At 68.1% G+C, this 25,688-nt stretch carries 25 protein-coding genes; 9 read left to right on the top strand and 16 right to left on the bottom strand.

The window, feature by feature from the left end; all coding sequences use genetic code 11:
- Positions 1–39: 39 nt before the first annotated feature.
- Positions 40–1,530 carry a proline--tRNA ligase gene (gene proS / locus NO345_RS09470; protein WP_256298622.1) on the bottom strand — a complete coding sequence of 497 codons (1,491 nt, stop codon included), beginning with the start codon at positions 1,528–1,530 and terminating at the stop codon, positions 40–42.
- A gap of 517 nt (positions 1,531–2,047) precedes the next feature.
- Between proS and NO345_RS09465 the strand changes: the two genes are divergently transcribed.
- Entirely contained in the window at positions 2,048–2,737 is a 690-nt protein-coding gene (locus NO345_RS09465; RefSeq protein ID WP_256298620.1) for a hypothetical protein, read from the top strand.
- A gap of 2 nt (positions 2,738–2,739) precedes the next feature.
- Here the strand turns inward: NO345_RS09465 and NO345_RS09460 are convergent, their stop codons facing one another.
- Genes NO345_RS09460 through NO345_RS09445 form a run of 4 tightly spaced genes read right to left on the bottom strand, consistent with a single transcriptional unit; the run spans position 2,740 to position 4,810 of the window.
- Positions 2,740–3,243 carry an 8-oxo-dGTP diphosphatase gene (locus NO345_RS09460; RefSeq protein WP_256298618.1) on the bottom strand — a complete coding sequence of 168 codons (504 nt, stop codon included), beginning with the start codon at positions 3,241–3,243 and terminating at the stop codon, positions 2,740–2,742.
- Between the two features lie 21 nt (positions 3,244–3,264).
- Positions 3,265–3,801 carry a hypothetical protein gene (locus NO345_RS09455; RefSeq protein WP_256298616.1) on the bottom strand — a complete coding sequence of 179 codons (537 nt, stop codon included), beginning with the start codon at positions 3,799–3,801 and terminating at the stop codon, positions 3,265–3,267.
- Positions 3,798–4,283: an OB-like fold-containing membrane protein gene (locus NO345_RS09450; RefSeq protein WP_256298614.1), complete on the bottom strand. Its 486-nt coding sequence runs from the start codon at positions 4,281–4,283 to the stop codon at positions 3,798–3,800. Before NO345_RS09450 ends, NO345_RS09455 begins: the two co-directional genes overlap by 4 nt.
- A gap of 44 nt (positions 4,284–4,327) precedes the next feature.
- Positions 4,328–4,810: a DUF7984 family protein gene (locus tag NO345_RS09445; RefSeq protein WP_256298612.1), complete on the bottom strand. Its 483-nt coding sequence runs from the start codon at positions 4,808–4,810 to the stop codon at positions 4,328–4,330.
- A gap of 308 nt (positions 4,811–5,118) precedes the next feature.
- Here NO345_RS09445 and NO345_RS09440 point away from each other — a divergent pair, with 308 nt between their 5' ends.
- The 5 genes from NO345_RS09440 to NO345_RS09420 all read left to right on the top strand — a co-directional run bounded on the left by NO345_RS09440 (position 5,119) and on the right by NO345_RS09420 (position 11,101).
- The gene (locus tag NO345_RS09440) at positions 5,119–7,047 is read left to right on the top strand and encodes a beta-CASP ribonuclease aCPSF1 (RefSeq protein WP_256298610.1); all 1,929 of its coding nucleotides are present in this window, start codon (positions 5,119–5,121) and stop codon (positions 7,045–7,047) included.
- A 66-nt stretch (positions 7,048–7,113) separates the two neighbouring features.
- A complete protein-coding gene (locus NO345_RS09435) occupies positions 7,114–8,007 on the top strand; it encodes a DUF7979 domain-containing protein (RefSeq protein ID WP_256298608.1) in 894 nt (297 codons plus the stop codon).
- 186 nt (positions 8,008–8,193) lie between these two features.
- Positions 8,194–8,832 (top strand): TVP38/TMEM64 family protein, encoded by a 639-nt coding sequence (locus NO345_RS09430; RefSeq protein ID WP_256298606.1) that lies wholly within the window; start codon positions 8,194–8,196, stop codon positions 8,830–8,832.
- 35 nt (positions 8,833–8,867) lie between these two features.
- Complete coding sequence (locus tag NO345_RS09425; RefSeq protein WP_256298604.1) at positions 8,868–9,788, top strand: dihydrodipicolinate synthase family protein; 921 nt, start codon at positions 8,868–8,870, stop codon at positions 9,786–9,788.
- A gap of 263 nt (positions 9,789–10,051) precedes the next feature.
- Positions 10,052–11,101, top strand: a complete 1,050-nt coding sequence (locus NO345_RS09420; RefSeq protein WP_256298602.1) for an NAD(P)-dependent glycerol-1-phosphate dehydrogenase — start codon at positions 10,052–10,054, stop codon at positions 11,099–11,101.
- A gap of 1 nt (position 11,102) precedes the next feature.
- Here NO345_RS09420 and NO345_RS09415 read toward each other — a convergent pair whose 3' ends face one another.
- Entirely contained in the window at positions 11,103–12,188 is a 1,086-nt protein-coding gene (locus tag NO345_RS09415; RefSeq protein WP_256298600.1) for a lysylphosphatidylglycerol synthase transmembrane domain-containing protein, read from the bottom strand.
- Between the two features lie 163 nt (positions 12,189–12,351).
- Between NO345_RS09415 and NO345_RS09410 the strand changes: the two genes are divergently transcribed.
- Entirely contained in the window at positions 12,352–12,576 is a 225-nt protein-coding gene (locus tag NO345_RS09410) for a hypothetical protein (RefSeq protein WP_256298598.1), read from the top strand.
- A gap of 69 nt (positions 12,577–12,645) precedes the next feature.
- On the opposite strand, the gene NO345_RS09405 is transcribed toward NO345_RS09410, so the two are convergent.
- The 3 genes from NO345_RS09405 to NO345_RS09395 all read right to left on the bottom strand — a co-directional run bounded on the left by NO345_RS09405 (position 12,646) and on the right by NO345_RS09395 (position 15,774).
- A complete protein-coding gene (locus NO345_RS09405) occupies positions 12,646–13,236 on the bottom strand; it encodes a hypothetical protein (RefSeq protein WP_256298597.1) in 591 nt (196 codons plus the stop codon).
- A gap of 63 nt (positions 13,237–13,299) precedes the next feature.
- Positions 13,300–15,105, bottom strand: a complete 1,806-nt coding sequence (locus NO345_RS09400) for a S9 family peptidase (RefSeq protein WP_256298595.1) — start codon at positions 15,103–15,105, stop codon at positions 13,300–13,302.
- Positions 15,106–15,300: 195 nt separating this feature from the next.
- Positions 15,301–15,774 (bottom strand): hypothetical protein, encoded by a 474-nt coding sequence (locus tag NO345_RS09395; RefSeq protein ID WP_256298593.1) that lies wholly within the window; start codon positions 15,772–15,774, stop codon positions 15,301–15,303.
- A gap of 160 nt (positions 15,775–15,934) precedes the next feature.
- Here NO345_RS09395 and NO345_RS09390 point away from each other — a divergent pair, with 160 nt between their 5' ends.
- On the top strand, positions 15,935–16,903 hold the full coding sequence (locus tag NO345_RS09390; protein WP_256298592.1) for a phosphoadenosine phosphosulfate reductase family protein: 969 nt from the start codon (positions 15,935–15,937) through the stop codon (positions 16,901–16,903).
- A gap of 55 nt (positions 16,904–16,958) precedes the next feature.
- On the opposite strand, the gene NO345_RS09385 is transcribed toward NO345_RS09390, so the two are convergent.
- The 4 genes from NO345_RS09385 to NO345_RS09370 all read right to left on the bottom strand — a co-directional run bounded on the left by NO345_RS09385 (position 16,959) and on the right by NO345_RS09370 (position 21,579).
- Positions 16,959–17,951 (bottom strand): ribonucleotide-diphosphate reductase subunit beta, encoded by a 993-nt coding sequence (locus NO345_RS09385; protein WP_256298590.1) that lies wholly within the window; start codon positions 17,949–17,951, stop codon positions 16,959–16,961.
- 24 nt (positions 17,952–17,975) lie between these two features.
- Entirely contained in the window at positions 17,976–20,444 is a 2,469-nt protein-coding gene (locus NO345_RS09380) for a ribonucleoside-diphosphate reductase subunit alpha (protein ID WP_256298588.1), read from the bottom strand.
- A complete protein-coding gene (gene nrdR / locus NO345_RS09375; protein WP_256299560.1) occupies positions 20,441–20,956 on the bottom strand; it encodes a transcriptional regulator NrdR in 516 nt (171 codons plus the stop codon). The genes NO345_RS09380 and nrdR overlap by 4 nt, the downstream gene beginning before the upstream one ends.
- 110 nt (positions 20,957–21,066) lie before the next feature.
- Entirely contained in the window at positions 21,067–21,579 is a 513-nt protein-coding gene (locus tag NO345_RS09370; protein WP_256298587.1) for an acyl-CoA thioesterase, read from the bottom strand.
- A 124-nt stretch (positions 21,580–21,703) separates the two neighbouring features.
- Between NO345_RS09370 and NO345_RS09365 the strand changes: the two genes are divergently transcribed.
- Positions 21,704–21,907 carry a hypothetical protein gene (locus NO345_RS09365; protein WP_256298585.1) on the top strand — a complete coding sequence of 68 codons (204 nt, stop codon included), beginning with the start codon at positions 21,704–21,706 and terminating at the stop codon, positions 21,905–21,907.
- Between the two features lie 33 nt (positions 21,908–21,940).
- Here NO345_RS09365 and NO345_RS09360 read toward each other — a convergent pair whose 3' ends face one another.
- The 3 genes from NO345_RS09360 to NO345_RS09350 form a co-directional block, all read right to left on the bottom strand.
- A complete protein-coding gene (locus tag NO345_RS09360; protein WP_256298583.1) occupies positions 21,941–23,179 on the bottom strand; it encodes a mandelate racemase/muconate lactonizing enzyme family protein in 1,239 nt (412 codons plus the stop codon).
- Between the two features lie 194 nt (positions 23,180–23,373).
- On the bottom strand, positions 23,374–23,628 hold the full coding sequence (locus NO345_RS09355; RefSeq protein WP_256298581.1) for a hypothetical protein: 255 nt from the start codon (positions 23,626–23,628) through the stop codon (positions 23,374–23,376).
- Between the two features lie 674 nt (positions 23,629–24,302).
- Positions 24,303–25,553, bottom strand: a complete 1,251-nt coding sequence (locus NO345_RS09350; RefSeq protein ID WP_256298579.1) for an HAD family hydrolase — start codon at positions 25,551–25,553, stop codon at positions 24,303–24,305.
- Positions 25,554–25,688 lie beyond the last annotated feature (135 nt).

Here is a 25,688-nt window from a genome sequence, read left to right as displayed (position 1 = left end):
TCGACTGCGGGCTGAAACGAGCCGGCGCGGTCCGGCCGGTCAGTACGTCTTCGCGAAGTACGCGACCTCCTCGGCCGGCTCGCCGCACATCGTGCACTCGTCGTGCTCGAGTTCGAGCGCCTCGCCGTCGTCGAGCTGGGCCTCCGGCACGTCCTCGTCGTCCATCGGCACGAGCACGATCTCGGCGTGGACCTTCTCCTTCACCGCCTCCTCGCAGGCCTCGTCACCGCACCACGGCGTCTTCACGTAGCCACCGTGCTGGCCGATGGTACCGAGGATCTCGTTGACGTCCTCGACCGCGCGGACGTTCTCGACGAGGTTCTCCTCCGCCGCGGCGTACAGCTTGTCGAACACCGCATCGAGGTGGTCGTCGACGGCCTCGGCGATGTCTGCACGGTCCTCGACGACCTCCTCGCCGTCCGGTCGGTGGACCACCGTCACCTCCTCGTCCTCGACCTCGTACCCGCCGATCTCGAACCGGACGGGCACGCCGTTGAGCTCCCACTCGTTGAACTTGAAGCCGGGGTTGCGCTCGTCCCGGTCGTCGAGGTGGACCCGGACGCCCGCCTCCTGCAGCTCCGCGGCGATCTCCGAGGAGTACTGCATGACCTCCTCCTCGTTGTCCTCGTTGTAGATGGGGACGATGACGACCTGCTCGGGGGCGAGTTTGGGCGGCAGCACGAGCCCCTGGTCGTCCGAGTGCGTCATGATGAGCGCGCCGAGCGCCCGCCACGACAGCCCCCACGAGGTCGTGTACGCGGTCTGCTCGTCCTCGTCCTCGTCGGTGAACGTCACGTCGTACGCCTTCGCGAACGACTGGCCGAGGTGGTGGCTGGTGCCGCCCTGCACCGACTTCCCGTCGGGCATCAGCGCCTCGACCGACGTGGTCGTGTCCGCGCCGGGGAACTTGTCGTGGTCGGGCTTGCAGCCACGCAGCACCGGAATCGCCAGCACGTCCTCGTACAGCTTCGCGTACTGGTCGAGACGGGTCATCACCTCGTCCCACGCACCCTCGTCCGTCGCGTGGGCGGTGTGGCCCTCCTGCCAGAGGAACTCCTTCGTCCGGAAGAACGGCTTCGTCTCCGTCGCCTCCCAGCGCACGACGCTCGCCCACTGGTTCAGCCGCATCGGCAGGTCGCGGTGGCTGCGCACCCAGTCACTGATGAAGGGCGTGATGATGGACTCGCTCGTCGGGCGGACGGCGAGGCGCTCCTCCAGCTCCTCGTGCCCGCCGTGGGTCACCCACGCGACCTCCGGGTCGAACCCCTCGACGATGTCCTTCTCCTGCTCCAGGTAGCTCTCCGGGATGAACAGCGGGAAGTAGGCGTTCGTGACGCCCGTCTCCTTGAACCAGCCGTCGAGGTGGTCCTGCAGCCGCTCCCACAGCTCGTAGCCCCGCGGTCGGGTGACGATGAAGCCGCCCATCGGCGCGTAGTCCGCCAGCTTCGCCTTCTGGACGACCTCCGCGTACCACTCGCCCGTGTTGTACTCCTTGGACTCGGTGATGCCGAGCTCCTGTTCTCCACTCATTGTCTGTACGGACTCCTGTCTGGATTATAAACCCCTTGAAGGTGTGCGACCGCGTCTGTGAGTGATTGTGGCTGTGAGTGCGGACACATGGAGAGACCCTGCAGGCGTGGGACTCGCTGGTGCCGACAACCGCCAGAAAGCCCCGAGGTTCTCGGCTCCCGAGCCTCGCTGCGCTCCTCGTCCCTGCGGTGCTTGCTTCGGCCGGGTTCGCCGAGAACCTCGCCCCTTTCAGCCCCACCCGACCGCCACCGCACCTCGTACCTCCCCAGCCGACTGCGCTCCTCGGTCGCTAGCGCTCCCTCCGGTGCTCATCCCTCGCGCGCTGGCGGCTCGACGTGCTCGCTGCGCTCGCACAGTCTCGCCAGCGCGCGCCGGTGGTGGGATGGCCAGCCGCGCGCCGCTTTCTGGCGTGGTAGGCTCACCTATCCGGCCCGTCCCGGTGACCATACCCAAGCCGGTTGCGGACGTGTAGGTGTACGATGACATCAGGGGGAACGATGACAGGGGAGGTATCGACATGAAGGTGCTCACCGGTGAGTGGCGCGTCCTCGGCACGCGCTCGGACGGGAGGACGATGCTCGTCCACCCGCTGTTCGAGACCGATATTCCGGCGGCTGTCCGCGTGGGGGAGGCCGTCGCAGTCTCGACAGGGAACTACGGCGGCGAGATGCAGGACGTTGTCGACGAGCTGGAGCCAGGAAACCGGGTGCAGGCGGGAGTCTACCCCGGCACGCCGGGACGGTTCACGACCGTCGAGCGCACCGACGACCAGCGCCTCGTCGTCGGCTTCCGGCCGACCCGAACACCCGACTTCGCGGCGACGCTCTGGAACGAGGCCGCCGCGGGCCACACCGGCGACGGTCCCATCGCGGCGAGCCGGTCGCTCGCGATTCCGGAGGGCATCGCCGAGGTGTACGTCGCGCAGTCGACCGCACGGAGCGAGGACGACCTCTGGTGGGCGTTCGTCGGCGGCGGCGGTGACGAGTCGTTCTTCGAGTCCTTCGACACCGCGCCCGGGCGACCGGCCGAGTTCGTCGCGGGAAACCCGCAGGGGTCACCGTACTTCTGGGTCGTGAAGTTCGCGGCGCACGACACGGAGACGGCCCGGCAGCTCGCCACCGCCGCCGGCCTGGTCGGGGGAGACGTCGACATCGACGCCGAGCTGACCGAACTGGCCGACGGACTCGGCGGGAGAATCGTCGCGTAGCCCTACGTCCCCTCGAACTCGACGTTCTCCGTGAGCTCGTGGTCCAGTAGCTCGTCGCCGTCGTCGTCGAAGTAGAACGTCGCGCGGACGGTACCACCGTCGAGGACCTGTGGGAGCCACAGCTCGTCGTCAGGCCACATCTCGTCGTAGGGCACCGACTCGCGGGGACGCCACTCGGGGATGGCTTCCGGCGTGGTCTGGGGCGTGCCGGCCACCTCGCGGGCGACGTAGACGTGACAGAGGAAGATGTGCTCCTCGCCGAAGAAGAAGTCGAACTCCGCGCGCTTCGTGAGGTCGCCGACGTCGAGTCCGGTCTCCTCGCGGGTCTCCCGGATGGCGCTCTCTCGCGGCGTCTCGCCGGGCTCGACCTTCCCGCCGGGGCCGTTGTAGCGGTCGGCCCCGAGCCCGCGTCGCTTGCGGATCATCAGGAGCTCGTCGTCGGGCGCGAGCGGGAGGTCGCTTCGGACGGGGTAGCAGACGGTCGCCTCGTCGCGGTCGTCGGCCATACCTGCCTGACGGCGCGTCGCTCAGTTAGCTCTGTCGCCGTCGGCACGTTCGGACGCCGTCGTGTCGGCCCCGGGAGCCAGCCCCCGGCGGTCCACGTACCAGACGAGCGCGGCGACGGGGAGAGCCACCAGCGACGGCCAGATGCTCGAACTCAGATAGACGTCGAGCGACGGGAGTCCCGCCCACGTCAGCGGGTAGAGGTACGGCGGGGCGACGCCGCCCGCACGGATCACGAGGGAGTCCATGGCGACGTGGAGGCACATCCCGCCGAGGAGCGCGGCCAGTGCGACCCGGCGCTCCGCGCGCTCGACCAGCATCACCCCCGCGACGACGAGACAGGTGACGACGCCGACGGTCTGGAGCGCGTCCCACGAGCCGGTGACCCCGGCAACCGTCACCAGCACGTCGCCGGTCACGAAGTGGCCCTTCGCCAGGTCGGGGGCGAGGGCACCCGCGGTCGCGAGCGGAACGTGTCGCCGGGCGAACCAGGGCAGGGACCACGACGCGACCGTGGCGACGACGAACGCCGCGAGCACGTGGGTCAGCAGGTCGCTCACGGCTCACCACCCCCGCCCGTTCTCGGCGTGAGCACGCCCCTCGCGACGTCGGGTCGCCAGTACAGCAGCAGGAACCCGAGCGCCCACACCGCCGCGAGCGCGGAGGCGACGAACATGTACATCCGGTTCTCGCCGTGGGAGACGACGACCCGGTCGGCGACGATGCGGTGGTCGGGCCGGGCGACGCCGTACACCTGCACCTGGTCGTTCGCCCCGACGTCGCCCCCGGCGTCAGCACCTGTCACGGTGACTGCGGTGTCGTCCGGCCCGAACGTGCCGACGAGGCCGTCGTCGGTCACCCTGGTCACGTCGAGCCAGAGGAACACCTGTTCACCGGTGTACGAATCGAAATCGGCCGCCAGCTCCCGGTCGCTCGGGTACGTGCCCCGGTCGTCGGCGTGGGCAGCGTAGTCGACGGCCAGCCCGCCGGCGGCGACGAGACAGCAGACGATCACGAGCAGTCGGACCACCGGACGTTCCATCTGTCGGACGCCTTCTCGACGGGAACTGGTAGGCCGTTCGGTTGTCACTCCACCGCGAACGGGCTCTCGCGCTCGTTCCAGCCCCAGCCCGGGATGCGCTCCTGCGTGCCGGCGGCGAGCGCGGCGTCCAGGTCGTCCGCCCCGGCCGCGTCGTCGGCGTCGCCGTGTGTCACGATGTCGGCGTAGTGGAACGTCGCCTCGCCGAGGGTCCGGAGCGGCTGGCTGCCGGCGATGGTCGCGGCCAGCTCCCGACCGAGCACCTCGTCGACGACGAAGCCCGGGTAGTCGTCCTCGACGTCGAGGTCCCGGAGGAGCCCGACCAGGGCGGCGACGTTCACCGCCCGGTCACCGTCGGCGAACGTCTCGTCGACGACCGCGACGTACTGCTGTTCGGTCACCGGGTCGACGTCGATACCGAACGTCTCGCCGAGGTCCGCGCGCACCCGGTTCGACAGCGGAACGACGACGTCGGCCCGGTCGCGGACCCACTCGTGCTCGCGCTCGACGACCGCCTTCGTCACCTGCATGGCAGTCGGTACGGACGGCCCTGCCCTCAGTATTGCGAAGGCTTTTATAACATCGGTGGCATACGACCGAGTAAGCGGGTTCTCCCCGAGACCTCCCGACGAGCAAGCGTCCGGGACGGGCTCGAACCGCAGTTTCCACCGACAATGTCTCGACACGACACGCGCGACAACGCACGTCACCAGTCCGACAGCAGTGCGGACGCTGGGGGGTGTGGCGGTCCCGTCCGGGACGGACGGAACGGGTCGCGCCGACGGTCGGCCGGAACGGGCGGAACACGCCGTCCGGACGCGACTGAATTTCTCGACATATGAGTTCCGTAGATCGACAACTCGAAGAACTGGAAGCAGAGATAAAGAGCGAGATACCGAGCGACATCTCGGTGTCCGCCGTCAAGTACGAGGGGCCCGAGCTGGTGGTGTACACACGCGACCCCAAGAAGTTCGCCCAGCAGGGCGACCTCATCCGCCGGCTCGCCTCGAAGCTCAGAAAGCGCATCACGGTCCGGCCCGACCCCGACGTCCTCTCCCGGCCGGAGACCGCACGCGAGCAGATCATGGAGGTCATCCCCGAGGACGCGGGCGTGACCGACCTCGACTTCCACGCCGACACCGGCGAGGTCGTCATCGAGGCCGCGAAGCCGGGCATGGTCATCGGCCGCCACGGCTCGACCCTGCGCGAGATCACGAAGAAGGTCGGCTGGACGCCCGAGGTCGTCCGCACGCCGCCAATCGAGTCCTCGACGGTCTCGAACGTCCGCAACTTCCTCAAGCAGGAGCGCGACGAGCGCCGCGACATCCTCGAACGCGTCGGCCGGCAGATCCACCGCGAGGAGATGTCCGACGACGAGTACGTCCGCATCACGACGCTGGGCTGCTGTCGCGAGGTCGGCCGCGCCTCGTTCATCCTCTCGACGCCCGAGACGCGCATCCTCATCGACTGCGGCGACAAGCCCGGCGCGGAGGGCGAGGTGCCCTACCTGCAGGTGCCCGAGGCGCTCGGGGCGGGCGCGACCAACATCGACGCCGTCGTGCTGACCCACGCCCACCTCGACCACTCCGCGCTGCTCCCGCTGCTGTTCAAGTACGGCTACGACGGCCCCATCTACACGACCGAGCCGACCCGCGACCTCATGGGCCTGCTCACGCTCGACTACCTCGACGTGGCCGCCAAGGAGGGTCGCGCGCCGCCGTACGAGTCCGAGATGGTGCGCGAGGCGATCAAGCACACCATCCCGCTGGAGTACGGCGACGTGACCGACATCGCGCCGGACGTGAAGCTCACGTTCCACAACGCCGGCCACATCCTCGGCTCCGCGGTGTCGCACTTCCACATCGGCGACGGCCTCTACAACGTCGCCTTCTCCGGCGACATCCACTACAAGGACACCCGCCTGTTCAACGGCGCGGTGAACGACTTCCCGCGCGTCGAGACGCTGGTGCTCGAGTCCACCTACGGCGGCCGGAACGACTACCAGACCGACCAGGAGGACTCGGAACGGAAGCTCATCGAGGTCATCAACGAGACCCACGAGAAGGGCGGGAAGGTGCTCATCCCGGCGTTCGCCGTCGGGCGCTCCCAGGAGATCATGCTCGTCCTTGAGGAGGCCATGCGGAAGGGGAAGATACCCGAGATGCCGGTCCACCTCGACGGGATGATCTGGGAGGCGACCGCCATCCACTCCACCTACCCCGAGTACCTGCGCGACGACCTCCGCGACCGCATCTTCCACGAGGACGAGAACCCGTTCCTCGCCGAGGAGTTCAACCACATCGACGGCGGCGAGGAGGAGCGCCAGGAGGTCGCCGACGGCGGCCCCTGCATCATCCTCTCGACCTCCGGGATGGTCGAGGGCGGCCCCATCATGTCCTGGCTCCGCCACGTCGGCAGCCAGGCGGACTCGAAGATGGTGTTCGTCGGCTACCAGGCCCAGGGAACCCTCGGTCGTCGTATCCAGAACGGCTGGGACGAGATCCCCATCAACGACCGCGGCGGCAACGGCGGCCGCTCGAACACGCTGAAGCTGAAGATGGACATCGAGACGGTCGACGGCTTCTCCGGCCACGCCGACCGGCAGGGGCTGGAGGACTTCGTCCGCACCATGAACCCCCGCCCCGAGAAGGTGCTCTGCGTCCACGGCGACGAGTCCTCCGTGCAGGACCTCTCCTCCGCGCTCTACCACGAGTTCAACATGCGGACGTTCGCGCCGAAGAACCTGGAGACGTTCCGGTTCAAGTAGCGCGACCGCACACCGACCGTCGCTGGCGACAGAAGACACTTACCGGTTCTCGCGGACCTTCGACGTATGCCCTCCAGACGCACGTTCGTCGCGAGCGTCGCCGCAGCGTCGGCCGCCCTCGGTGGGTGTGCGGGCATCGGCGACGACGACGACCAGCCGGCCGTCGACGGCTCGACGTCGACGGACCCCACGACGAGCGCGGCACCGACGACGGGACCGACGACCGTCGACGACCCCGCCGTCCGGGCGACGATCGTGGACGAGTTCGGCGCGTACGACTCCATCCGGGTCCTGCCCGAGGGACTGCGGAGCCTGCTCGTCGACGCCGCGCGTGACGACGAGGCGGTCCGCGGTCACTACCCGATGCTCGTGAACCAGCCGCCGTCGCCCGACCTCGCGGCCTTCGAAACCGTCGCACTCCGCGGCACCGACGGCGTCGACGGTACCTACTCGGTCGACGTGCAGGCGGGCGGCCGCTACCGGATGCAGTTCGAGGCCGCCCCGGCGGAGTCGGTACCCGACGACGCGACGGTCGTCGACGGGAGCGACCTCACGGGCGCACAGCGCGAGTTCGTCCGCAACGCGACCGGGAGCGACCCCGCCGAGGTGTACCCCGAGACCGAACTCGGGACGTGGGCCCGGACCCTCCTCGCGGAGGGCTACGTCCGCCTCGACGGCGAGGTGTACCAGGGTCGCGAACTGCAACAGACCGACGCCGAGTTCTTCTCGCGCCGGGTCTGGTACGTCCTCTCGCTGGAGCCGACCGACGCCGACGACCCGGTGGTGCTCGACTGTGCGCCAGTCGAGCCGGGGATGGCAGATGCCGTCGCCGGGGTCGTGGAGGACGACGAGGGCGAGCCGCGACTCGTCGAGGGCCCGTCGGAGGGGCTCGTCCGCCTCGCCCGTGAGACGGACGCGGTCCTGCTCCACAACGTGACGGTCCGGCTCTCCATCGAGTAGGGCGGGACAGCGACGTAGCCGCCCCATCTCGCACCGTTTTCGACGACGAAGCGTCTCGCGGAGCGTCTGTCACCCGTCGTCTTCGCGGTGTTGGCGAACTGAGCCCACTGCACGGACTCGTCAGTACGGCGTCGGTTCCGACCTGCTCCCGAAACCCACAAGTGCGGACTCCACCACGCTCAGATAGTGCGACGAAGATACCGGCAGGTCGCGGTCGTGCTCGCGGCGCTCTCGCTCCTCGTGCTCGCGCGCCTCACCGTCGGGGGCGACGTGCCGGGGCTCCTCGCGGCCGTCGAGAACGACGTGCTGTTCGTCGGAATCCTCGCGGTTGGCTACCTGGTCCGCCCGTTCCTCGCGGTGCCGGTGACCGCCTTCACCCTCGTCGTCGGCTACCGGTTCGGCTGGCCCGGGCTCCCCATCGCGCTGGCCGGCGGCGTGCTCACCGCGCTCCCGGCGTACTACGCGGGCCGGTGGTACAAGCGCGACGACGGCATCCTCGGCTGGCTGCGGCGCTCCGGCGACGAGATCTTCGACGCGACGGGCGACCTCCGGGGCACCATCGCCGGCCGCCTCTCGCCCGCACCCGCCGACGCGGTGGCCTACGGCACCGGGCTGGCGGACGTCCCCCTCGGAACGTTCCTCCTCGGGACGTTCATCGGCGAGCTCCCGTGGATACTCACCATCATGGCCATCGGTGTCTCCGCGCGGAACGTCACCACCGGCAGCTCCGTCAACCCGCTCGTGCTCGTCGGTGCCGGCGTGCTCGCGCTCGCGCTGGTCGCCCGGCCGCTGTACCGACGGTTCGTCGAGCGCCGCGCGTCGTAGGAACTATTAACTCGAATCCGCGTTAGTACGTCAACATGGCTTCGAACGCTCCCGCGCCCGGCACCGACGACCCACTCGGCATCCACGGCGTCGTCCCGCCGACGGTGACGGCGTTCCACGACGACGAGACGGTCGACTACGAGGCGACGGCGGCCCACGCCCGGTTCGTCGTCGAGGGCGGCGCACACGGCGTCTTCCCGCTCGGCACCAACGGCGAGTTCGCGCTGCTCTCCGGCGAGGAACGCGACCGCGTCGTCCGTGCGGTCGTCGAGGAGGTCGGCGACGACGTGCCCGTCATCGCGGGCGTCGGCGCACCCAGCACCCGCCGGACCGTCGCCCGCGCCGAGGCCGCCGCCGACGCCGGCGCGGACGGCATCGTCGTCGTGACACCGTTCTACTACCCGCTCGACGGGGCGGGTGCCGTCGAGCACTACCGCCGCGTCTGCGACGCCGTCGACCTCCCGACCTACGTCTACCACATCCCCTCGAAGACCGGCAACTCCCTCGCACTCGACACCGTGGCCGAGCTGGCCGAGATCCCCGGCCTCGTCGGCGTCAAGGACTCCAGCAAGGACGTGCCGTGGCTCGGCCAGGCCATCGACGACCACCCCGCGCTGACGTTCCTCTCCGGCTCCGACTCGCTGCTGTTCCCCGGGCTCGAGGTCGGCTGTGCGGGCATGGTCTCGGCCGTCGCCAACGCCTTCCCCGAGCTCGTCGTCGACCTGTTCGAGGCGTACGACGCAGGCGACGAGGACCGGGCGCAGGAGCTGCAGAGCCAGGTGTACGACGTGCGGTCGGCGCTGAAGCGCGGGCCGTACATGGCCGGCGTGAAGGCCGCGCTCTCGCTGCAGGGGTTCGACGCCGGACCACTTCGCTCGCCGCTGCGACGGATGGACGCTGCCGACGAAGCGGCGTTGGAGCTGGAGCTTCGCGAGCTCGGGCTGCTGGACGGCTGAGTCGGGGCTGCTGTCTCGGGTCGGAGCACGAGACCGGGGTTCCTCGTGTCAGTCGTTGGGATCGCCGACGACGGCACCAGCCAGACCGTCCCTGACGGCTCGACCCCCCACCTCGTTGCGGCCCTCACGTCGTTCCGGCCCTCGCCACAGCACCAGGCGACAGGTTCGGGACCGATTCGCCGACCTGAGCGCCGCTCCCCCTGCTCTACACCACCGACACACGTCGCGTAACTCCTTTCCCGCCGGCCGGTGACCGTAGGGGTATGTTCACCAAATCGACGTGGATCCGGCTGCCGCGGAACGTGGTGGTCGGCCACGGCGTCGTCGACCGCACCGCGGAGGTCGTCGAGGACCTGCACCTGCAGGGGCGACCGCTCGTCGTGACGAGCCCGACGCCCCGGAAGCTGGTCGGCGAGGCCATCGAGGCACAGTTCGCGGGGTCGGAGGTCGTCGTGGTCGAAGAGGCCACGTTCGAGTCGGTCGAGCGGGTCATCGAACGGGCGGAGGCGACGGAGCCCGGGTTCCTGCTCGGCGTCGGCGGCGGGAAGGCCATCGACATCGCGAAGATGGCCGCCGACCACGTCGGACTCGGCTTCGTGTCGGTCCCGACGGCCGCGAGCCACGACGGCATCGTCTCCGGCCGCGGCTCGGTGCCGGAGGGCGACACCCGACACAGCGTCGCGGCGGACCCACCGCTGGCCGTCGTCGCGGACACGGAGGTGCTCGCGGAGGCCCCCTGGGAGCTGACGACCGCGGGCTGTGCGGACATCATCTCGAACTACACCGCGGTGATGGACTGGCGGCTCGCGAACCGGCTGAAGGACGTGCCGTACTCCGAGTACGCGGCGGCGCTCTCGGAGATGACCGCCGAGATACTCGTCGACAACGCGGACTCGGTGCGGCCGGGGCTGGAGGAGTCCTCGTGGGTCGTGACGAAGGCGCTGGTCTCCTCGGGTGTCGCGATGTCCATCGCGGGCTCGTCCCGGCCCGCCTCGGGTGCAGAACACCTGTTCTCGCACCAGCTCGACCGCATCGCGCCGGAGCCCGCACTGCACGGTCACCAGGTCGGCGTCGGCTCCATCCTGACGGCGTACCTCCACGGCGGCGACCGCGGCTTCTGGACGGACATCCGCGACGCGCTCCGGAGCATCGACGCACCGACGACCGCCGACGAACTCGGCATCGCGCCGGAGACGGTGGTCGAGGCGCTGACGACCTGCCACGAGATCCGCGACCGATACACCATCCTCGGCGACGGCATGAGCGAGGAGGCCGCGTGGGAGACCGCCCGGAAGACCGGCGTCATCGAGTAGGCTACTCGCTCGCCTGGCTCGCGTCGCCGACGCCCTCCTCTATCTCGTCGAGTTCGTCAAGCGCCCGGGAGCCGGAGCCGTAGCGCCCGAGCACCGTCAGCCCGGCGGGGCCGCCGACGACCAGGCGGAGCCAGAACGTCGCGAGCCGAAAGACGACGATTCCGGCGCTCACCGTGGCCACCCGGTCACCGGTCAGCACGGTGACGATCGCCGACAGCGTGGCCTCGACGCCGCCGAGACCACCCGGGAGCGGGACGGCCGTCGCGACCCCGGAGACCGTGACCGCGAACGCGGAGACCGACAGCGGTCCCGGGCTGCCGACCGCCGCCAGCGAGAAGCTCAATGCGGCCGCGGTGAACACCCACGCGAGCACCGCCGCGGCGAACGACCCCACGACGGCCCGGGGGTCCCGTGCGATGACCTCGCCAGTTTCGATGAACCGGTCCAGCCGCGCGCGGACCTGCGTGGGCTCGATGAGCCTCCCGACGCGCGCCGACAGCCACGAGACCGTCGGGTGGATCGTCCCCGCGAACCGGACCGTCGACCGCCGGAGGATGACGGGCCAGATCGCGAAGGCCGTCACGACGACGATGAGCATCAGCAGTCCGATCGCCAGCGCCACGGTCAGCTGGAGTATCCACTGCGGGATGGGACGGGTGAGCAGGACGAACAGCAACCCGAGTCCGGCGACGAGTGCCGAGGCGACCGTGCTGAGGAAGCCGGCGACCGTCGTCGCGAGCAGCGTCCGCTCGATGGTGGTGTCGGAGTACCGGGAGATGACGTACGCGAGGACCGCCGCACCGCCCGCGACGCCGAAGGGAATCGCCTGTTTGACGAAGACCGCTGCGAGGTAGAGGTGGCCGAACCGCCGGAGCCCCGGCGCGTCCGGGACCGGACGCACGAGCGCGTAGACGGAGAGCCCCCAGGCGACGATGGAGCCGAAGCCGGCGAGCAGTGCCAGCCCGAACAGGGGCTTGTCGGCGGCGAGCACCCCGTCGAGCACCTGCTCCCAGCCGACGCCGACGGCCAGCAGGGCGACGACCACGATCCCGGCCACCACACCTGCGATGATCTCGCGCGATCCCATATCGGGCCAGTCGAGCGTGGCACACAAGAGCGCATCGGGTGTTCGACGGGTGGCCTGCTGGGTGAGGTGGACGGCTCGACCGGAAACCGCTTTTCAGCATCGACCCGTCGCGATCCTCCACGGGCAAGGGGTGTTTTGTCCCTACAGCTCGCTACCGGTGCATATGTCCAGCGATGCAACCGGGGAACCGTCGTATCTCGGGAATCTGCTGTTCCTCGTCGGGAGCTTCTTCGCCTCGGCACTGGTCGCCGCAGCAGTCACGGAGGTGGTGGTGTCCGGGACTGGCCTCGGCCGAGGCATCCCGGTGGCCATCCTCACGGGCGTCGTGTTCGTCATCGCGTTCCTCGGGCTGTTGCTGTTCTACGACCGGTACTATCTCGGGGAGTAGTGGCCCGGCTGGCGCGGGTGTTGTTCGAGTCGGGATCGGTGACCGTCCGGCACACCCCCGCTGGAACACTCAGGGACAGTCGCCCGCCTCGAACGAACGTGGCTCCGAACTCTGGTCGACCTGTCGAGTCGCGCCCGACTCGAGGCTCACCAGCATCGCCACGCCGCCGTAGCCGTGGGTCTGGTCGTGACCACGGACGACGACGCAGTTCACGTCGGCAGGAATCTCGACGGTATCGGACCGGGTGAACGGCTGCTGGGAGTGTGCGTGCAGCAGCTCGCGACGGCCGAGCTGGGTGCCGTCCAGCCGCTCGACCTGCCACCAGTTCGCGTAGCCGTCCTCGCCGTCGTCGTCGTGGTGGAGCGTCACGTCGAAGGTGTACGTCCCGTCCCCGCCCTCGAACGAGACGCCGACGACGTTCGCCTCGCGGAGGTCGAGTTCGTCGGTACCGGAACCGTCGGTCGTCCCGGGGCCGGCCGTCCCGTCGACGTCGCCGTTCGCGGTCGTGTCCGACCCGCCACCCGGTGCCGTCGTCCCCACGTCCGGGGTCTCCGGCCCGGCGTCCTCGCCCTCCGTGCAGCCGGCCAGGGCGGCCAGTGCGCCGACGGTCGACGTGCTGGCAAGCAGGCGGCGGCGGGAGAGCGTCTCCGGCGGGTCCATGTCGAGTTCTTCGGAGGCCGGTCGGAAAACATCACCCGTCCGTTGCAGTAGTGCACCGCCGCCTCAGACGTGCTCGGCGAGGAACTCCGCGACCGCGGTGTGGGCTTCCACCCTGTTCTCCAGCTTCGTCAGCCCGTGGCCCTCGTCCTCGAAGACGAGCTCGCGGACGGTGACGCCCTGCTCGCGTGCGCCCTCGACGATCTGGTGGGCCTCGCCGACGGGCACGCGCGGGTCGTTCTCGCCGTGGATGACGAACAGGGGCGACCGGATGGCCTCGACGTTCGCCGTCGGCGAGATGGACTGGAGGAACTCGCGGTCGTCTTCGAGCGAGCCGTACTCGGCCTCGCGGAGCTCGCGCCGCCACTCGCCGGTGTTCTCCAGGAACGTGACGAAGTTGGCGATGCCGACGATGTCGACGCCGGCCGCCCACCGCTCGGGCGACTCGACGAGACTCGCGAGGACCATGAAGCCGCCGTAGGAGCCCCCCATGGCGACGAGCCGGTCCGCGTCGACGGCGTCGTGGGCCGCCAGCCAGTCCACGCAGGCGTCGATGTCCGCGACGGAGTCCATCCGGTTGCGGACGTCGTCGAGGTGGCTGTACGCCTTCCCGTAGCCGGCCGAGCCGCGCACGTTCGGCTCGAAGTAGCCGTAGCCGCGGTTCAGGTAGTACTGCTTGACGGGGTTGAACGACGGGCGGCGCTGGGCCTCTGGGCCGCCGTGGATAGAGACGATGACGGGGACCGGGTCGTCCGCGGACGCGCCGTCGGGGAGCGTGAGGAACCCCGGCACGTCGAGCCCGTCGAAGCTCTCGACGTGGACGAGTTCGGGCTCGCGGAACGACGACTCGGGGATGCCCGCCGTCGCGGCGTAGGTCCAGCGTTCGGTCTCGCCCGTCTCCGTCTCGACGACGTAGACGTTCGTGTTCACCGCAGCGCCCGTCGCGGTGAGTGCGAACTTCTCGGCGTCGGGACCCCAGGAGACACCGCCGGCGACACCTCCCGGGAGGTCCGGCGACGGGAGCTCCTCGATGTCCGTCTCGCCCGCGAGCTCGCCGACCGTCAGCTCGGTGTAGCCGTCGACGTTGCGCGAGTAGACCAGTCTACCCGTCTCGTCGTCGAGCGCGACGCCGTCGATGCTCCAGTCGCCGCCGTCGACGACCGTCTCGAGGTCGCCGGTGTCGAGGTCCAGCCGGGCGAGAGACAGCGTGTCCGAGTCCTCGTCGGTGCAGCAGTAGAGCGCGTCGCCGTCGGGCCCCCACGACGCGCTGGTGTAGCGGACGTTGCCATCGTGGGGAGTCAGGTGGTCCAGTTCGCCCGATTCGATGTCGAGCACGTACAGGTCCTGGTCGTAGTTCGAGTACGCCTGCGAGACGATGAGCCGGTCGTCGTCCGGGCTCCAGCCGCCGACGCTCAGCCAGCCGTCGCCCTCGTGGACGAGCGTCGCGTCGTTGCCCGTCTCGTCGCGGCCCTGCACGTAGATGTCGAAGACGCGCTCGTCGCGACGGTTCGACGCGAACGCGAACCGTTCGCCGTCGTGGCTCCAGCCGCCCCAGCGGTGCTTGGCGTCCGGATGTGCGGTGAGTGCGACCTCCTCGCTACCGTCGCCCGAGAGCCGGAAGAACTGCATCCGTTCGTTGCCGCCCTGGTCCATCCCGTAGACCAGTTCGTCGCGCTCCGGCGACCACGACGCGAAGCCGACGCGCTCGTCCTCGAACGTGCGCTGGTGTGGCCACTCACCCGCGCCGTCGACCGACCAGACCTGTGGCGTGCCCGTGGTGTCCATCAGGAAGGAGACGCGCTCGCCTTCGGGCCCGAACGACGCCCCGTAGGCGCTCCGGACGTTGAGATAGCGCTCGATGTCGTATGGCATACGACGGACGTGGCGGCGACGAGGCTAATGGGTTCTGGTGGCGGAACTGCGGGCGATGGATGACCTGCCGATCCAGTGACAAACCGAGTGGATTCGGTCAGCCCGATACCCGGGGGAACCGTGATCCATCTCTCAGACGAGGACGTTTCAGGCGGTGTTACTGGCTATGGGGGAGGTGAAATCGCTGAACAAGAATCAGTAGCAGTTCGGATTGTAGTCCTCACCTGGGTCGGCGTGATGGTCCCGAACGGTCATTCCAGAATCGCTCAGGATGACGCGTACACTGTGCAGGGATGGTTCCGCTGCGACCGAGCGTACGTCCATGGACTGCGCCTCGTCCCCCGAACTGATTTCGGCCCGGTACGTGTCGAACGGACCCTCGTTCTCTTTGAATATCCGTCCCGACTCCTCTGCAACGGTGTCCGGCGGTACCTGATACGTGTTCGAGAACAGTACGTCACTCTCGTCCTCCGATTCACCACGAATTTCGACGTGTACCGTCTCCTCCGTGTTGGTCTGGTTCTCTATCTGGATGTCTGGAACGATGTACTGTTCACGACAGGTGTTGGTGTCGATACCAGTCGTACCCCGGCTATCACCGGCTTCGGTACATCCGGAAATCGTCGGAAGACCGATCAAGGACAGACGTAACACCGTTCTCCTGTTCATGCGTTACCCGTCGCGCTCTTCGATTTTCATCTAGCGCACGACTGGTGGTCAGCATATACTTTGTGTGAGATCGTTCGTTTTGCTGTTAGATACTGTCGCGACCGACTGTCGACTCGAACCCAAAAGACACTTTTGCGAGTCTGTAATTACATCTAATTACATGAGCGAGTTCCCCGACTACCTCGACGTCGACTACACGGACGGCGAAGGTGAGACACCCGCGACCTACCCGTCCATCGAGCACAAGATCGAGAAGGCGCTCGAAGTCACCCAGAAGGGCCTCGAACAGTACGAGAACCCCGCCGTGATGTGGACGGGCGGGAAGGACTCGACGCTCACGCTGTACTTCGTCAAGGAGGTCGCCGAGAAGCACGGCTACGACCTGCCGACGACGGTCTTCATCGACCACTTCCAGCACTTCGACGAGCTGATGCAGTTCGTCGAGCGGTGGGCCGACGAGTGGGACCTCGAAGTGGTGTACGCCCGCAACACCGACGTGGGCGACTACGTCGACGAGAACGGCCTCACCCCGGGCGACGACATCCCGGTCGACGCGCTCAGCGAGCACAACCAGCACCACATCCGGAACATCCTGGAGTACGAGGAGGACACGTTCCCGTTCCTGCTCGACACCTACGTCGGCAACCACCTGCTGAAGACGGTGGCGCTGAACGACACGCTCGAATCGGAGAACATCGACGGCATCATCTCGGGCATCCGCTGGGACGAGCAGGAGGCCCGCGCGGACGAGACGTTCTTCAGCCCGCGCCACGACCCCGACATCTACCCGCCGCACGACCGCATCCAGCCCATCCTCCAGTTCGCCGAGGCGGACGTCTGGGACGCCTTCTGGCACTTCGTCGTGCCGGAGACGGTCGAGGGCTACCCCGACGAGGGCTACGTCCCGCAGGACTACGACGACCTGCCGAACGGGCTGACCCACGAGGACATCCCCGTCTCGCCGAAGTACTTCGAGGGCTTCCGCAGCCTCGGCAGCGAGGTCTCCACGGAGAAGGCGGAACAGGAGCCCGCGTGGCTGCAGGACCTGGAGAACACGACCGAGCGCGCCGGTCGCGCCCAGGACAAGGAGGACCTGATGGAGCGCCTGCGCGACCTCGGCTACATGTGACAGCGTCGGCATGACACGCGTCCCCGGTTCGATACGCACCCCGTAGAGTGACGGCCTACCAGTCGAGGTTGCCGCCGCTCTGGTACTCCGTCACCTGCGTCTCGAAGAAGTTCTTCTCCCTGTTGAGGTCGACCTGCTCGGACAGCCACGGGAACGGGTTGTCGGTGCCGTACTGCTCGGGCAGGTCGAGCTGGCCGAGCCGCCGGTCCGCGACGTGCTCGACGTACTCGGCGAACTGTTCGGGGCCCATGCCGAGTATCTCGTCGGGGCACGCCTCGCGGGCGTATATCTGCTCCAGCTCGACGGCCCGGGTGACGAGGTCGACGACCTCCTCGCCGAACGCGTCGGTCCAGACGTCCGGATGTTCGGTCCGGATCTGCTGGACGAGGTCCACCCCGAAACCGACGTGCAGCGACTCGTCGCGCATGATGTACTCGAACTGCTGGCCGATGCCGACCATCTTCCCCTGGCGCTTCAGCCCGAGCATCATCGCGAAGCCGGCGTAGAAGAAGATGCCCTCCATGATGACGTAGAAGCCGACGAGGTCGCGCAGCAGTGCGCGCACGTCCTCGTCGCTCTCGATGGTGAACCCGGGGTCGTCGAGCACCTGCGTGAGGTCGACGACGAACTCGTCCTTCTCCCGGATGGCGGGCACCCGGTCGTACATCCCGTAGAGGTAGTCGGGGTCGAAGCCGAGCGTGTCACAGCAGTAGATGAACGTGTCCGTGTGGATGGCCTCCTCGTAGGCCTGCCGGAGCAGGTACTGGCGGCACTCCGGCGCGGTGACGTACTCGTACAGCGCGAGGACGATGTTGTTCGCGGTGAGCGACTCCGCCGTCGAGAAGAAGCCGAGGTTCCACTCGACGAGCTGGCGCTCGGCGTCGGTGAGCCCGTCGCCGTTCCACTGGGAGACGTCGTCCTGCATCGGTATCTCGGCGGGCACCCAGTTGTTGGCGACGCCCGCGGTGTAGTACTCGCGGGCCCAGTCGTAGTCGATGGGCAGTATCTTGTTCGGGTCGTGTTCGGCGTCGGTGTCGATGAGTGGCATTTGTCGGTGTTGGTGGGTGCGAAATCACTGGCAGGCGTCGCAGGTCGGGTCCTCGACGCGACAGAGCTCGTCGTCGGTTGCGTTGCCGGCGTCGTCGGCCACGTCGCGGCCGCCGTCGGCGGCGGGCCCGTCGCGGTCGGCCTCGCCCGGGCCGTCATCGCGGTACTGCGTGCGACCGTACTCGCCCATGTCGAGCGTCGACTTCTCTATCTGGGAGGCTCCGAGGGTGCGGAGGTAGTACGTCGTCTTCAGGCCGAGCTCCCACGCGGTGCGGTAGACGTCGCCGAGCAGCGAGCCGTCGGTCGACGGGAAGAAGACGTTGTGCGAGACGGACTGGTCGATCCACGTCCCCCGGTGGGCGGTGAGCCGGAGCTGGTGCCGGGGGTCGATCTCGAACGCGCCGCGGTACAGTTCGCGGGTCTCGGCCGGTATCTCGGGAATCTCCTGGATGGAGCCGTCGTGGAACTTGATTCGGTCGACCAGCTCGTCGTCCCAGAGCCCCTGCGCCTGCAGGTCGGCGACGAGCTGGTCGTTGACGACCGTGAAGTCGCCGGACATGTTGGACTTCACGTAGAGGTTGGAGTAAATCGGCTCGATAGACGGGGTCGTCCCGTTGATGGTCGAGATGGTCGCAGTCGGCGCGATGGCCATCGTGTTCGAGTTGCGCATCCCGTGGGTGTCGACGTGCTCGCGGACGACCGACCAGTCCAGCGTCTCCGTGCGGTCGGTCGGGATGTCGCGGCCGCGCTCCGCCTCGAGCAGGTCGACGGTGTCCTGTGGGAGCAGCCCGCGGTCCCACTTCGACCCCTCGTAGCTCGGGTACGGCCCGCGCTCTCTCGCCAGCCGGGAGCTGTTGAGGATGGTGTGGTAGGAGACGAACTCCTGCCAGCGGTTCGCGAGCTCGACCGCCTTCTCGCCTGCCATCGGAACCTCCAGTTGCATGAGCGCGTCGTGGAAGCCCATCACGCCGAGCCCGACCGGTCGATGTTGCATGTTCGCGTGCTCGGCCTGTTCGGTCGGGTAGAAACAGAGGTCGACGACGTTGTCGAGCATCCGCATCCCCGTCTCGACGGTGTCGGCGAGGCGGTCGCGGTCCAGCGCCCCGTCCTCGACGTGCGTCGCGAGGTTCACCGAACCGAGGTTGCAGACGGCGTGCTCGTCGGCGCTCGTGTTCAGCGTGATCTCGGTGCAGAGGTTCGAGGAGTGGACGGTGCCGACGTGGTCCTGCGGCGACCGGACGTTGCAGGGGTCCTTGAACGTCAGCCACGGGTGGCCCGTCTCGAACAGCCGGGTGAGCATCGTGCGCCAGAGCTCCGCGGCGTCGACGCGCTCGAACTGCCGGAGCTCGCCGGCGTCCGCGGCGGCCTCGTACTCGCGGTACCGCTCGGCGAACTCGTTGCCGTATAGCCCGTGGAGTTCGGGCACCTCGTCTGGGCTGAACAGCGTCCACTCCTCGTCGGCCGCCACGCGCTCCATGAACAGGTCGGGGATCCACGCCGCGGTGTTCATGTCGTGGGTGCGCCGGCGTTCGTCGCCCGTGTTCCGCCGGAGGTCACAGAACGCAGGGAAGTCGAGGTGCCAGCACTCCAGGTAGGCACAGGCCGCGCCGCGGCGCTTGCCCGAGCGGTTGATGGCCGCGGTCACGTCGTTCGATATCTTGAGGAACGGGACGGTGCCGGTGGACTCGACGCCCGTGCTCTCGATGAGCGCGCCGGCCGCACGGAGGTTCGTCCAGTCGTTGCCGAGGCCGCCGCTCCACTTCGAGAGCTGTGCGTGGTGCTTGTACGAGTCGAAGATGTGTTCGAGGTCGTCCTCGACCGTCGTCAGGTAGCACGAGGAGAGTTGCGGGTGGGTCGTCCCGCTGTGAAAGAGCGTCGGCGAGGAGGGCGTGAACTCCAGTTTCGAGAGCACCTCGTAGAACTCCAGCGCGCGGGCCTGTGGATCGTCCTCCTCGACGGCCAGCCCCATCGCCACGCGCATCCAGAACGCCTGCGGGAGCTCGAGGTGCTCACCGCCCTCCTCCGTCCTGAGGAAGTAGCGCTGGGCGAGCGTGTCCATCGCCATGTACTCGAACCGTTCGTCGCGTTCGAGGACGAGCGCGTCCGCCAGCGCGTCGAGGTCGAACCGGTCCAGGAGTCGCTCGTCGAGCAGATCCAGTTCGACCCCTCGCTCGACGTTCTCGACGAAGGTCCGCCGGTACGCCCGGTCGAGTTCGAAGCCCGTCTCGTCGGTGCCGACGAGCTCGCGGTAGTACCGCTGTCGGAACACGTCGGCCGCGACCCGTTTGAACCCCGGTTCGCGCTCGATTCGCGCCGTCAGCGACTGGATGGTCGCCTCGTACACCTCGTCGGTCCCGGCCCCGTCGTAGAGGTTCCGTTCGATCTCCTCGACGAGCGTCTCGACGGTCTCGTCGGTCGGTAGCTGTGCGTCGTCGTCTCGCGCCCGGTCGAGGATCGACCGGACCGTCGTCGTCTGTGTCTGTTGCTGACTCATGTGTCGAAATCGGTCTGTCCGTGTGACTGCCCGCCCCCGTCGTACGCTACGTCGCCCGCGTCGTCGCCCAGCACTGCGTCGAGTGCCCGTCGGAACGCCGCCGGGTCCGAGAACGCCCGGTAGACCGAGACGAAACGGACGTAGGCAACCTGGTCGACCGATCGCAGGCGCTCGGAGACGAGTGCGCCGACCCGTTCGGACGTGACGACGCGGCCGTCCTCGTCCAGCAGGTCCGCCTCGACCTCGTCGACGAGGGTGGCAACGTCACCGGCGTCGACCGGGCGCTTCTCGACGGCGCGCTCGATACCGGTCCGGAGCTTCTCGCGGTCGAACGGCTCGACGCTGCCGTCGCGCTTCTCGACGCGGAGCGATTCCCACTCGGTCCGCTCGTAGGTCGTGAACCGGAACGAGCAGGCGGCACACTCGCGGCGTCGCCGAACGGCGGTTCCATCGGTGGTCGTGCCCGTGTCGACGACGTTCGTCGGGTCGTGGTCGCAGTTCGGGCAGTCCATGGTTGTCACTACGGGTCGCTTCGAACCCCCACATCTGGGGGACGGGGCGGGGCAGTCGCAATATGTGGTGTCAGGGGCGGCCGGTATAAGCCTTCCCCAATAGATTTGAACTATTGAAAGCCAGTTTGTTCTACGGCCCCCTCCACCGCGAGTTCACGTCGCCGCTGTCGCCGCGCCGCCAGCGCGTCGTCGCGGAGTCCGCGCTGCTCGTCCGTGGGGCACCTGAGCGCCGGGATCTCTGTCGGCCGTTCGCCGGCGTCGAGTGCGACGAAGCTGAAGAACGAACTCGCGGTCTCCGCCCGCTCGCCCTGGCTCGGGCGCTCGGCCAGCACGTCGACCTTCACGTCCATGCTGGTCCGACCGGTGTCGAAGACGTAGGCCGTGACGGTGACGATGTCGCCGAGTTCGATGGGTGCGATGAAGTCGACGTGGTCCATCGACGCCGTGACGACTTGTCGCCGTGAGAACCGCCGCGCGGCGATGGCCCCGCAGATGTCCATCCAGTGCAGGACCGCCCCACCGAGGGCGCGCCCGAGGTTGTTCGTGCTGTTCGGCATCAGAATCTCGCTCATCTCGGTGAACGACTCCCGGAGCGTCGTCTCGTGGCCGCGCTGCTGTGGCATAGAGGGGACTCCGCGTGAACGGTACAAAACGCTAACTAAGTTGAATTATCGAAAACCAGTTTGTTTTACGAGGGCCGACGGAGGTTCCGAAATACTGACCTGTCGCCTGTGGATACGGTCACACATGCACCGAAGCTGTCCGGACTGCAACATCTCGATGGACCCGGTGGAGTTCGGCATGAATGACGCATGGAACCCGCACGTTCGTACCGGCGAGAAACGCGAGGGCTTGCTCGGGAAGATCGGCGTCGAGGAACAGACGACCGTCGAGACGTTCTTGTGCCCGAACTGCGGCCTTGTCCGACAGTACGCCGACGTCGACGAGTGAGGCGGGTCGCAGGCCCGACGAAACGTAGCTCTCCTACGCCACGTCGAACAACGTCTCGCCCTCGACCATGTGCGCCGCGACGGCGTCCATGTCGAGCGTGAGACCGAGGCCGGGCTCCTCGGGGATCTCGATGTAGCCGTCCTCGATGACGTCCTCCTCGACCAGGTCCTCCCACCAGCCGAGCTCGTAGGAGTGGTACTCGACGGCGAGCGCGTTCGGGATGGCCGCGCCGACCTGTGCGCTGGCCATCGTCGCCACGGGCGAGGAGACGTTGTGCATCGCGACGGGGACGTAGTACTGGTTCGCCACGTCCGCGATCTTGCGGGTCTCGCGCATCCCGCCGACCTTCGGGAGGTCGGGCGCGACGATGTCGACGGCCTGCTCCTCGATGAGGCGGCGTTCCTCGGTCACGCGGTACCGGTTCTCCCCGACCGTGATGGGGGTGATGGTCGACCCCGTGACCTCCTTCTGTACGCCGAGGTTCTCCGGCGGCACGGGGTCCTCCAGCCACCAGACGTCGTACTCCTCGATGGCGCTGGCGAGGCGCTTCGCCGACCCACCGGAGAACGTCCAGTGGCAGTCGAACGCCACGTCGGCGCGGTCCTTCACGCGCTCGGTGACCTGCTCGACGATCTCCGCCTTGTGGCGGATCTCACCGGGACGGAGGTGCCGGTTCGCGCGGTCCTTCTCCAGCCCCGACGGCACGTCGAGGTCGAACTTCAGCGCGTCGTAGCCGAGCTCCTCGACGACGCGCTCTGCCTCGTCGGCACAGGCCTCCGGGTCGGCCTCTTCCTCGGTGTGGCAGTCGCAGTAGACGCGCACCTCGTCGCGGTACTTCCCGCCGAGGAGCTGGTACGCCGGCACCTCGAGTATCTTCCCGGCGAGGTCGTGCAGCGCGACCTCGATGCCGGCGATGGCGGTGACGGTGATGCCCTCGACCGACCCCTCGCCGGACATCTTCTGGATGAGATGCTCGTAGAGGCGGTCGATGTCCAGCGGGTTCTCCCCGACGACGAACGGCTTCATCCGCTCGATGAGTTCGGGGACGCCAGCACCCCAGTACGCCTCGCCGGTGCCGACGACGCCGGCGTCGGTGTAGATTCGCACGAGCGTCCACGGGAAGTTCCCGTCGACCATCGTCGTCTGTACGTCCGTTATCTCGACGTCGCGGTCGCCGCCGCGCTCGCGTGTCACGCCCATCGTCCCCGCGGAGAGCTCCCGCATCGTGTACTCCGCGTTCGGGTCGTGAAGCTGCGTGTAATCGATACCCATGGAAGATGTGTTTACTCGCTGCTTAGTAAAACTTTGCTCCGTGCGCGGTTCGGAGTGAGCGCTAGCGAGCGAGAACCGCGATTGCGAACGGGGGAGCCTGTGGCCCGTGCGCACGGCGAGAACCGCTCTACTGCTCGCGCGTCGTCCCTCCCCGCTCGCTCTCCAGCGGTTCCTCACTCGCGCTCGGAACCGCTCTACTCCTTCGGCTCGCGTCGCTCCCACTCCTCCGGCGGCGTCCGGATCTCCGAACTCTCCTTCGAGAGCACCCGGAGGTACACGACGGCGATGCCCGCCAGCAACAGCACGCCGGAGATGACGAGGTAGATGGCGACCGTCGCGGTCCGCCCCTCGACGACCAGTGCGAGCAGCGCCAGCAGGAGCAGCCCGAGCCCCGCGATGGTCGCGAGCAGCCGCCTGAACCCCAGTACGTACTCGAAGAGGTCGCTCATGGACGGCTGTTTCGTCCGGGCCGGCTTTGACTGTTCGGGTGCTGGACTGGCCATCAGTTCGTTTCGACGACCGACCAACCGGGTGGCGCGCGGTCTGGCGAGACCGCGAGCGGTGCGCGGGGCGAGCGCCAGCGAGACCCGCGATGCGAACGGGGAGCCTGCGACCCGTAAGCGCAGCGAGCGTGTCTCGCCGACGCTCGCGCGAGGTCTTCGGGAGCGTGCGACCGAAGGCTTGCGAGAGCTTGCTCTCGCAGTGGACGAGGAGCGCAGCTTGCGAGCATCGGTCACGAAACGCTTGCGTTTCGTGAGCACGCCGGAAATCTCTGATTTCCGGAGATGCAGGAGGCTGGGGAGGTATGAGGTGCGGTGCTGTGCGGTCGGGTGTCCCCGTGAGCGAGCTTGCGAGCGAACGGGGGCTCGTCGGAGCTTGCTCCGACGGTGGGACTGAATGGGGCCGACCGCTCGGCGAACCCGGAGCCCGCAAGGACCGCAGGCACGAGGACCGCAGCGCGGTCTCCGTGAGCGCAGCGAACGGAGGACAGCGAGACGACGGAGGAGTCTCGCACGGCTCCCGGGAGCCGAACGGTCGGGGGCTGTCTGGCTGTTCGAATCACCTGCAGCTCCAGACCAGGTGGTACGGCCCGACGATCGAGACGTAGAAACAGAAATGAATCTCAGTCCAGGCTCGCGAGACAGTTCATCGCGTACGCGGTGCCCAGCAACTCCGCCGACTTGCCGCGGTCGAACACCAGCTCGTCAGTGGAGAGCACGTGCTCCAGCACGTCGGAGGAGGCGTGGTCGGGCGCAGCGGCGATGCCGGCATCGTGCTCCTCGGCCCAGCGCATCACGCGCAGGTCGGTCTTGGAGTCGCCCATGACGAGCGCGAACGGGTCGTCGACGCCGAGCACCGAGAGGGCGGCCTCGACGCCGGCGACCTTGTTGAGTTCGAGACTCGATATCTCGGCGGCGTCGGCCTCGTAGTAGGCCACGTCGACGCGGTCGAACGCGTCGGCCAGCACGTCGGGGATCGAATCGAGGTCGCGAGCCTCGTACTCGCCCTCGCGTTCGAGCACTCCGCGGATCTCGGGGTCGGCGTCGGCGTAGTAGGTCCGCGCCCAGCCGACGGCGTCGTCCTCGTCGAGGTCGGCGTCGGCGGCGCGGGCGACCGCGGTGCCGAGCAGGTGGAGCTGGTAGCCGAGCGCGGTGTCGATGATCTCCCGGGCGCGCTCGCTGCCGGTCTCGTAGTTGGGCTTGAGCGTGACGTTGAACTCGTTGCCCTGGAGGTGACAGCCATGGCGGACGTCCTCGGGGGCCTCGGTCAGGGCGCGGGCTCGCACGTCGTCGAACACTGCTCGGACGAACTCGTCGAGGCCCTCGTACAGCAGGCGCTTGGTCTCGGCACCGTGGCCGGGCGTGAAGACGCCGTTGCCGGACTCGTAGACGATGCTGAGGTCGCCCGAGTGGACGACCTCGCTTCCGAGTCCCTGGATCATGAACCCCTTGACGTTCTCCAGGGTCTGGCCGGTGCAGATGACGATGGGGACGCCGCTCTCGTGGAACTCGGTGAGCCGGTGGAGCGTGTCCCGGGGTATCTCGTTGTCGGTGTTGCCGGCGGAGCGAAGCGTCTCGTCCACGTCGAGCACGAGGACGTTGATGGCGCGGTCGTAGGTGGAGAGGAGGTCGAGCGCGGTGAACGCCTGGTCGCGGGTGGCGTGTGCGGCGACCTCGGCGAACGTCTCGCCGGGGACGAACGCGTCGCGGATCTCGCCCTTGCGTGCGTCGAGTTCCTCGCTGGCGTCCTGCCAGTGCTCGAGGGCGACGCGGGAGTCGACGGCCGGGAAGAGGTCGACGAACTCCTGGTACTCCCGGAGCGTCTCCGTGTCGAACTCGTCGTACAGTCTGTACAGCAGGTCGTATCGTTCCATGGGAGTGTGATCGAGTGGAAGCGGTATGAAAGGGAGTGGGGGAGAGGGGGAAAACGGTGGCCGGTCGAGATGGCACGGACCGTGACTGGAGTGACTGTGGGTGCTGCCGGTGTCGTCCTCGCGTCACAGGTGGCG

The organism is Haloarchaeobius salinus, assembly GCF_024464185.1.
GTDB classification, from domain to species: domain Archaea; phylum Halobacteriota; class Halobacteria; order Halobacteriales; family Natrialbaceae; genus Haloarchaeobius; species Haloarchaeobius salinus.
Note: the sequence above shows the minus strand (reverse complement) of the source record. Positions and strands in the feature narration are given on the sequence as shown.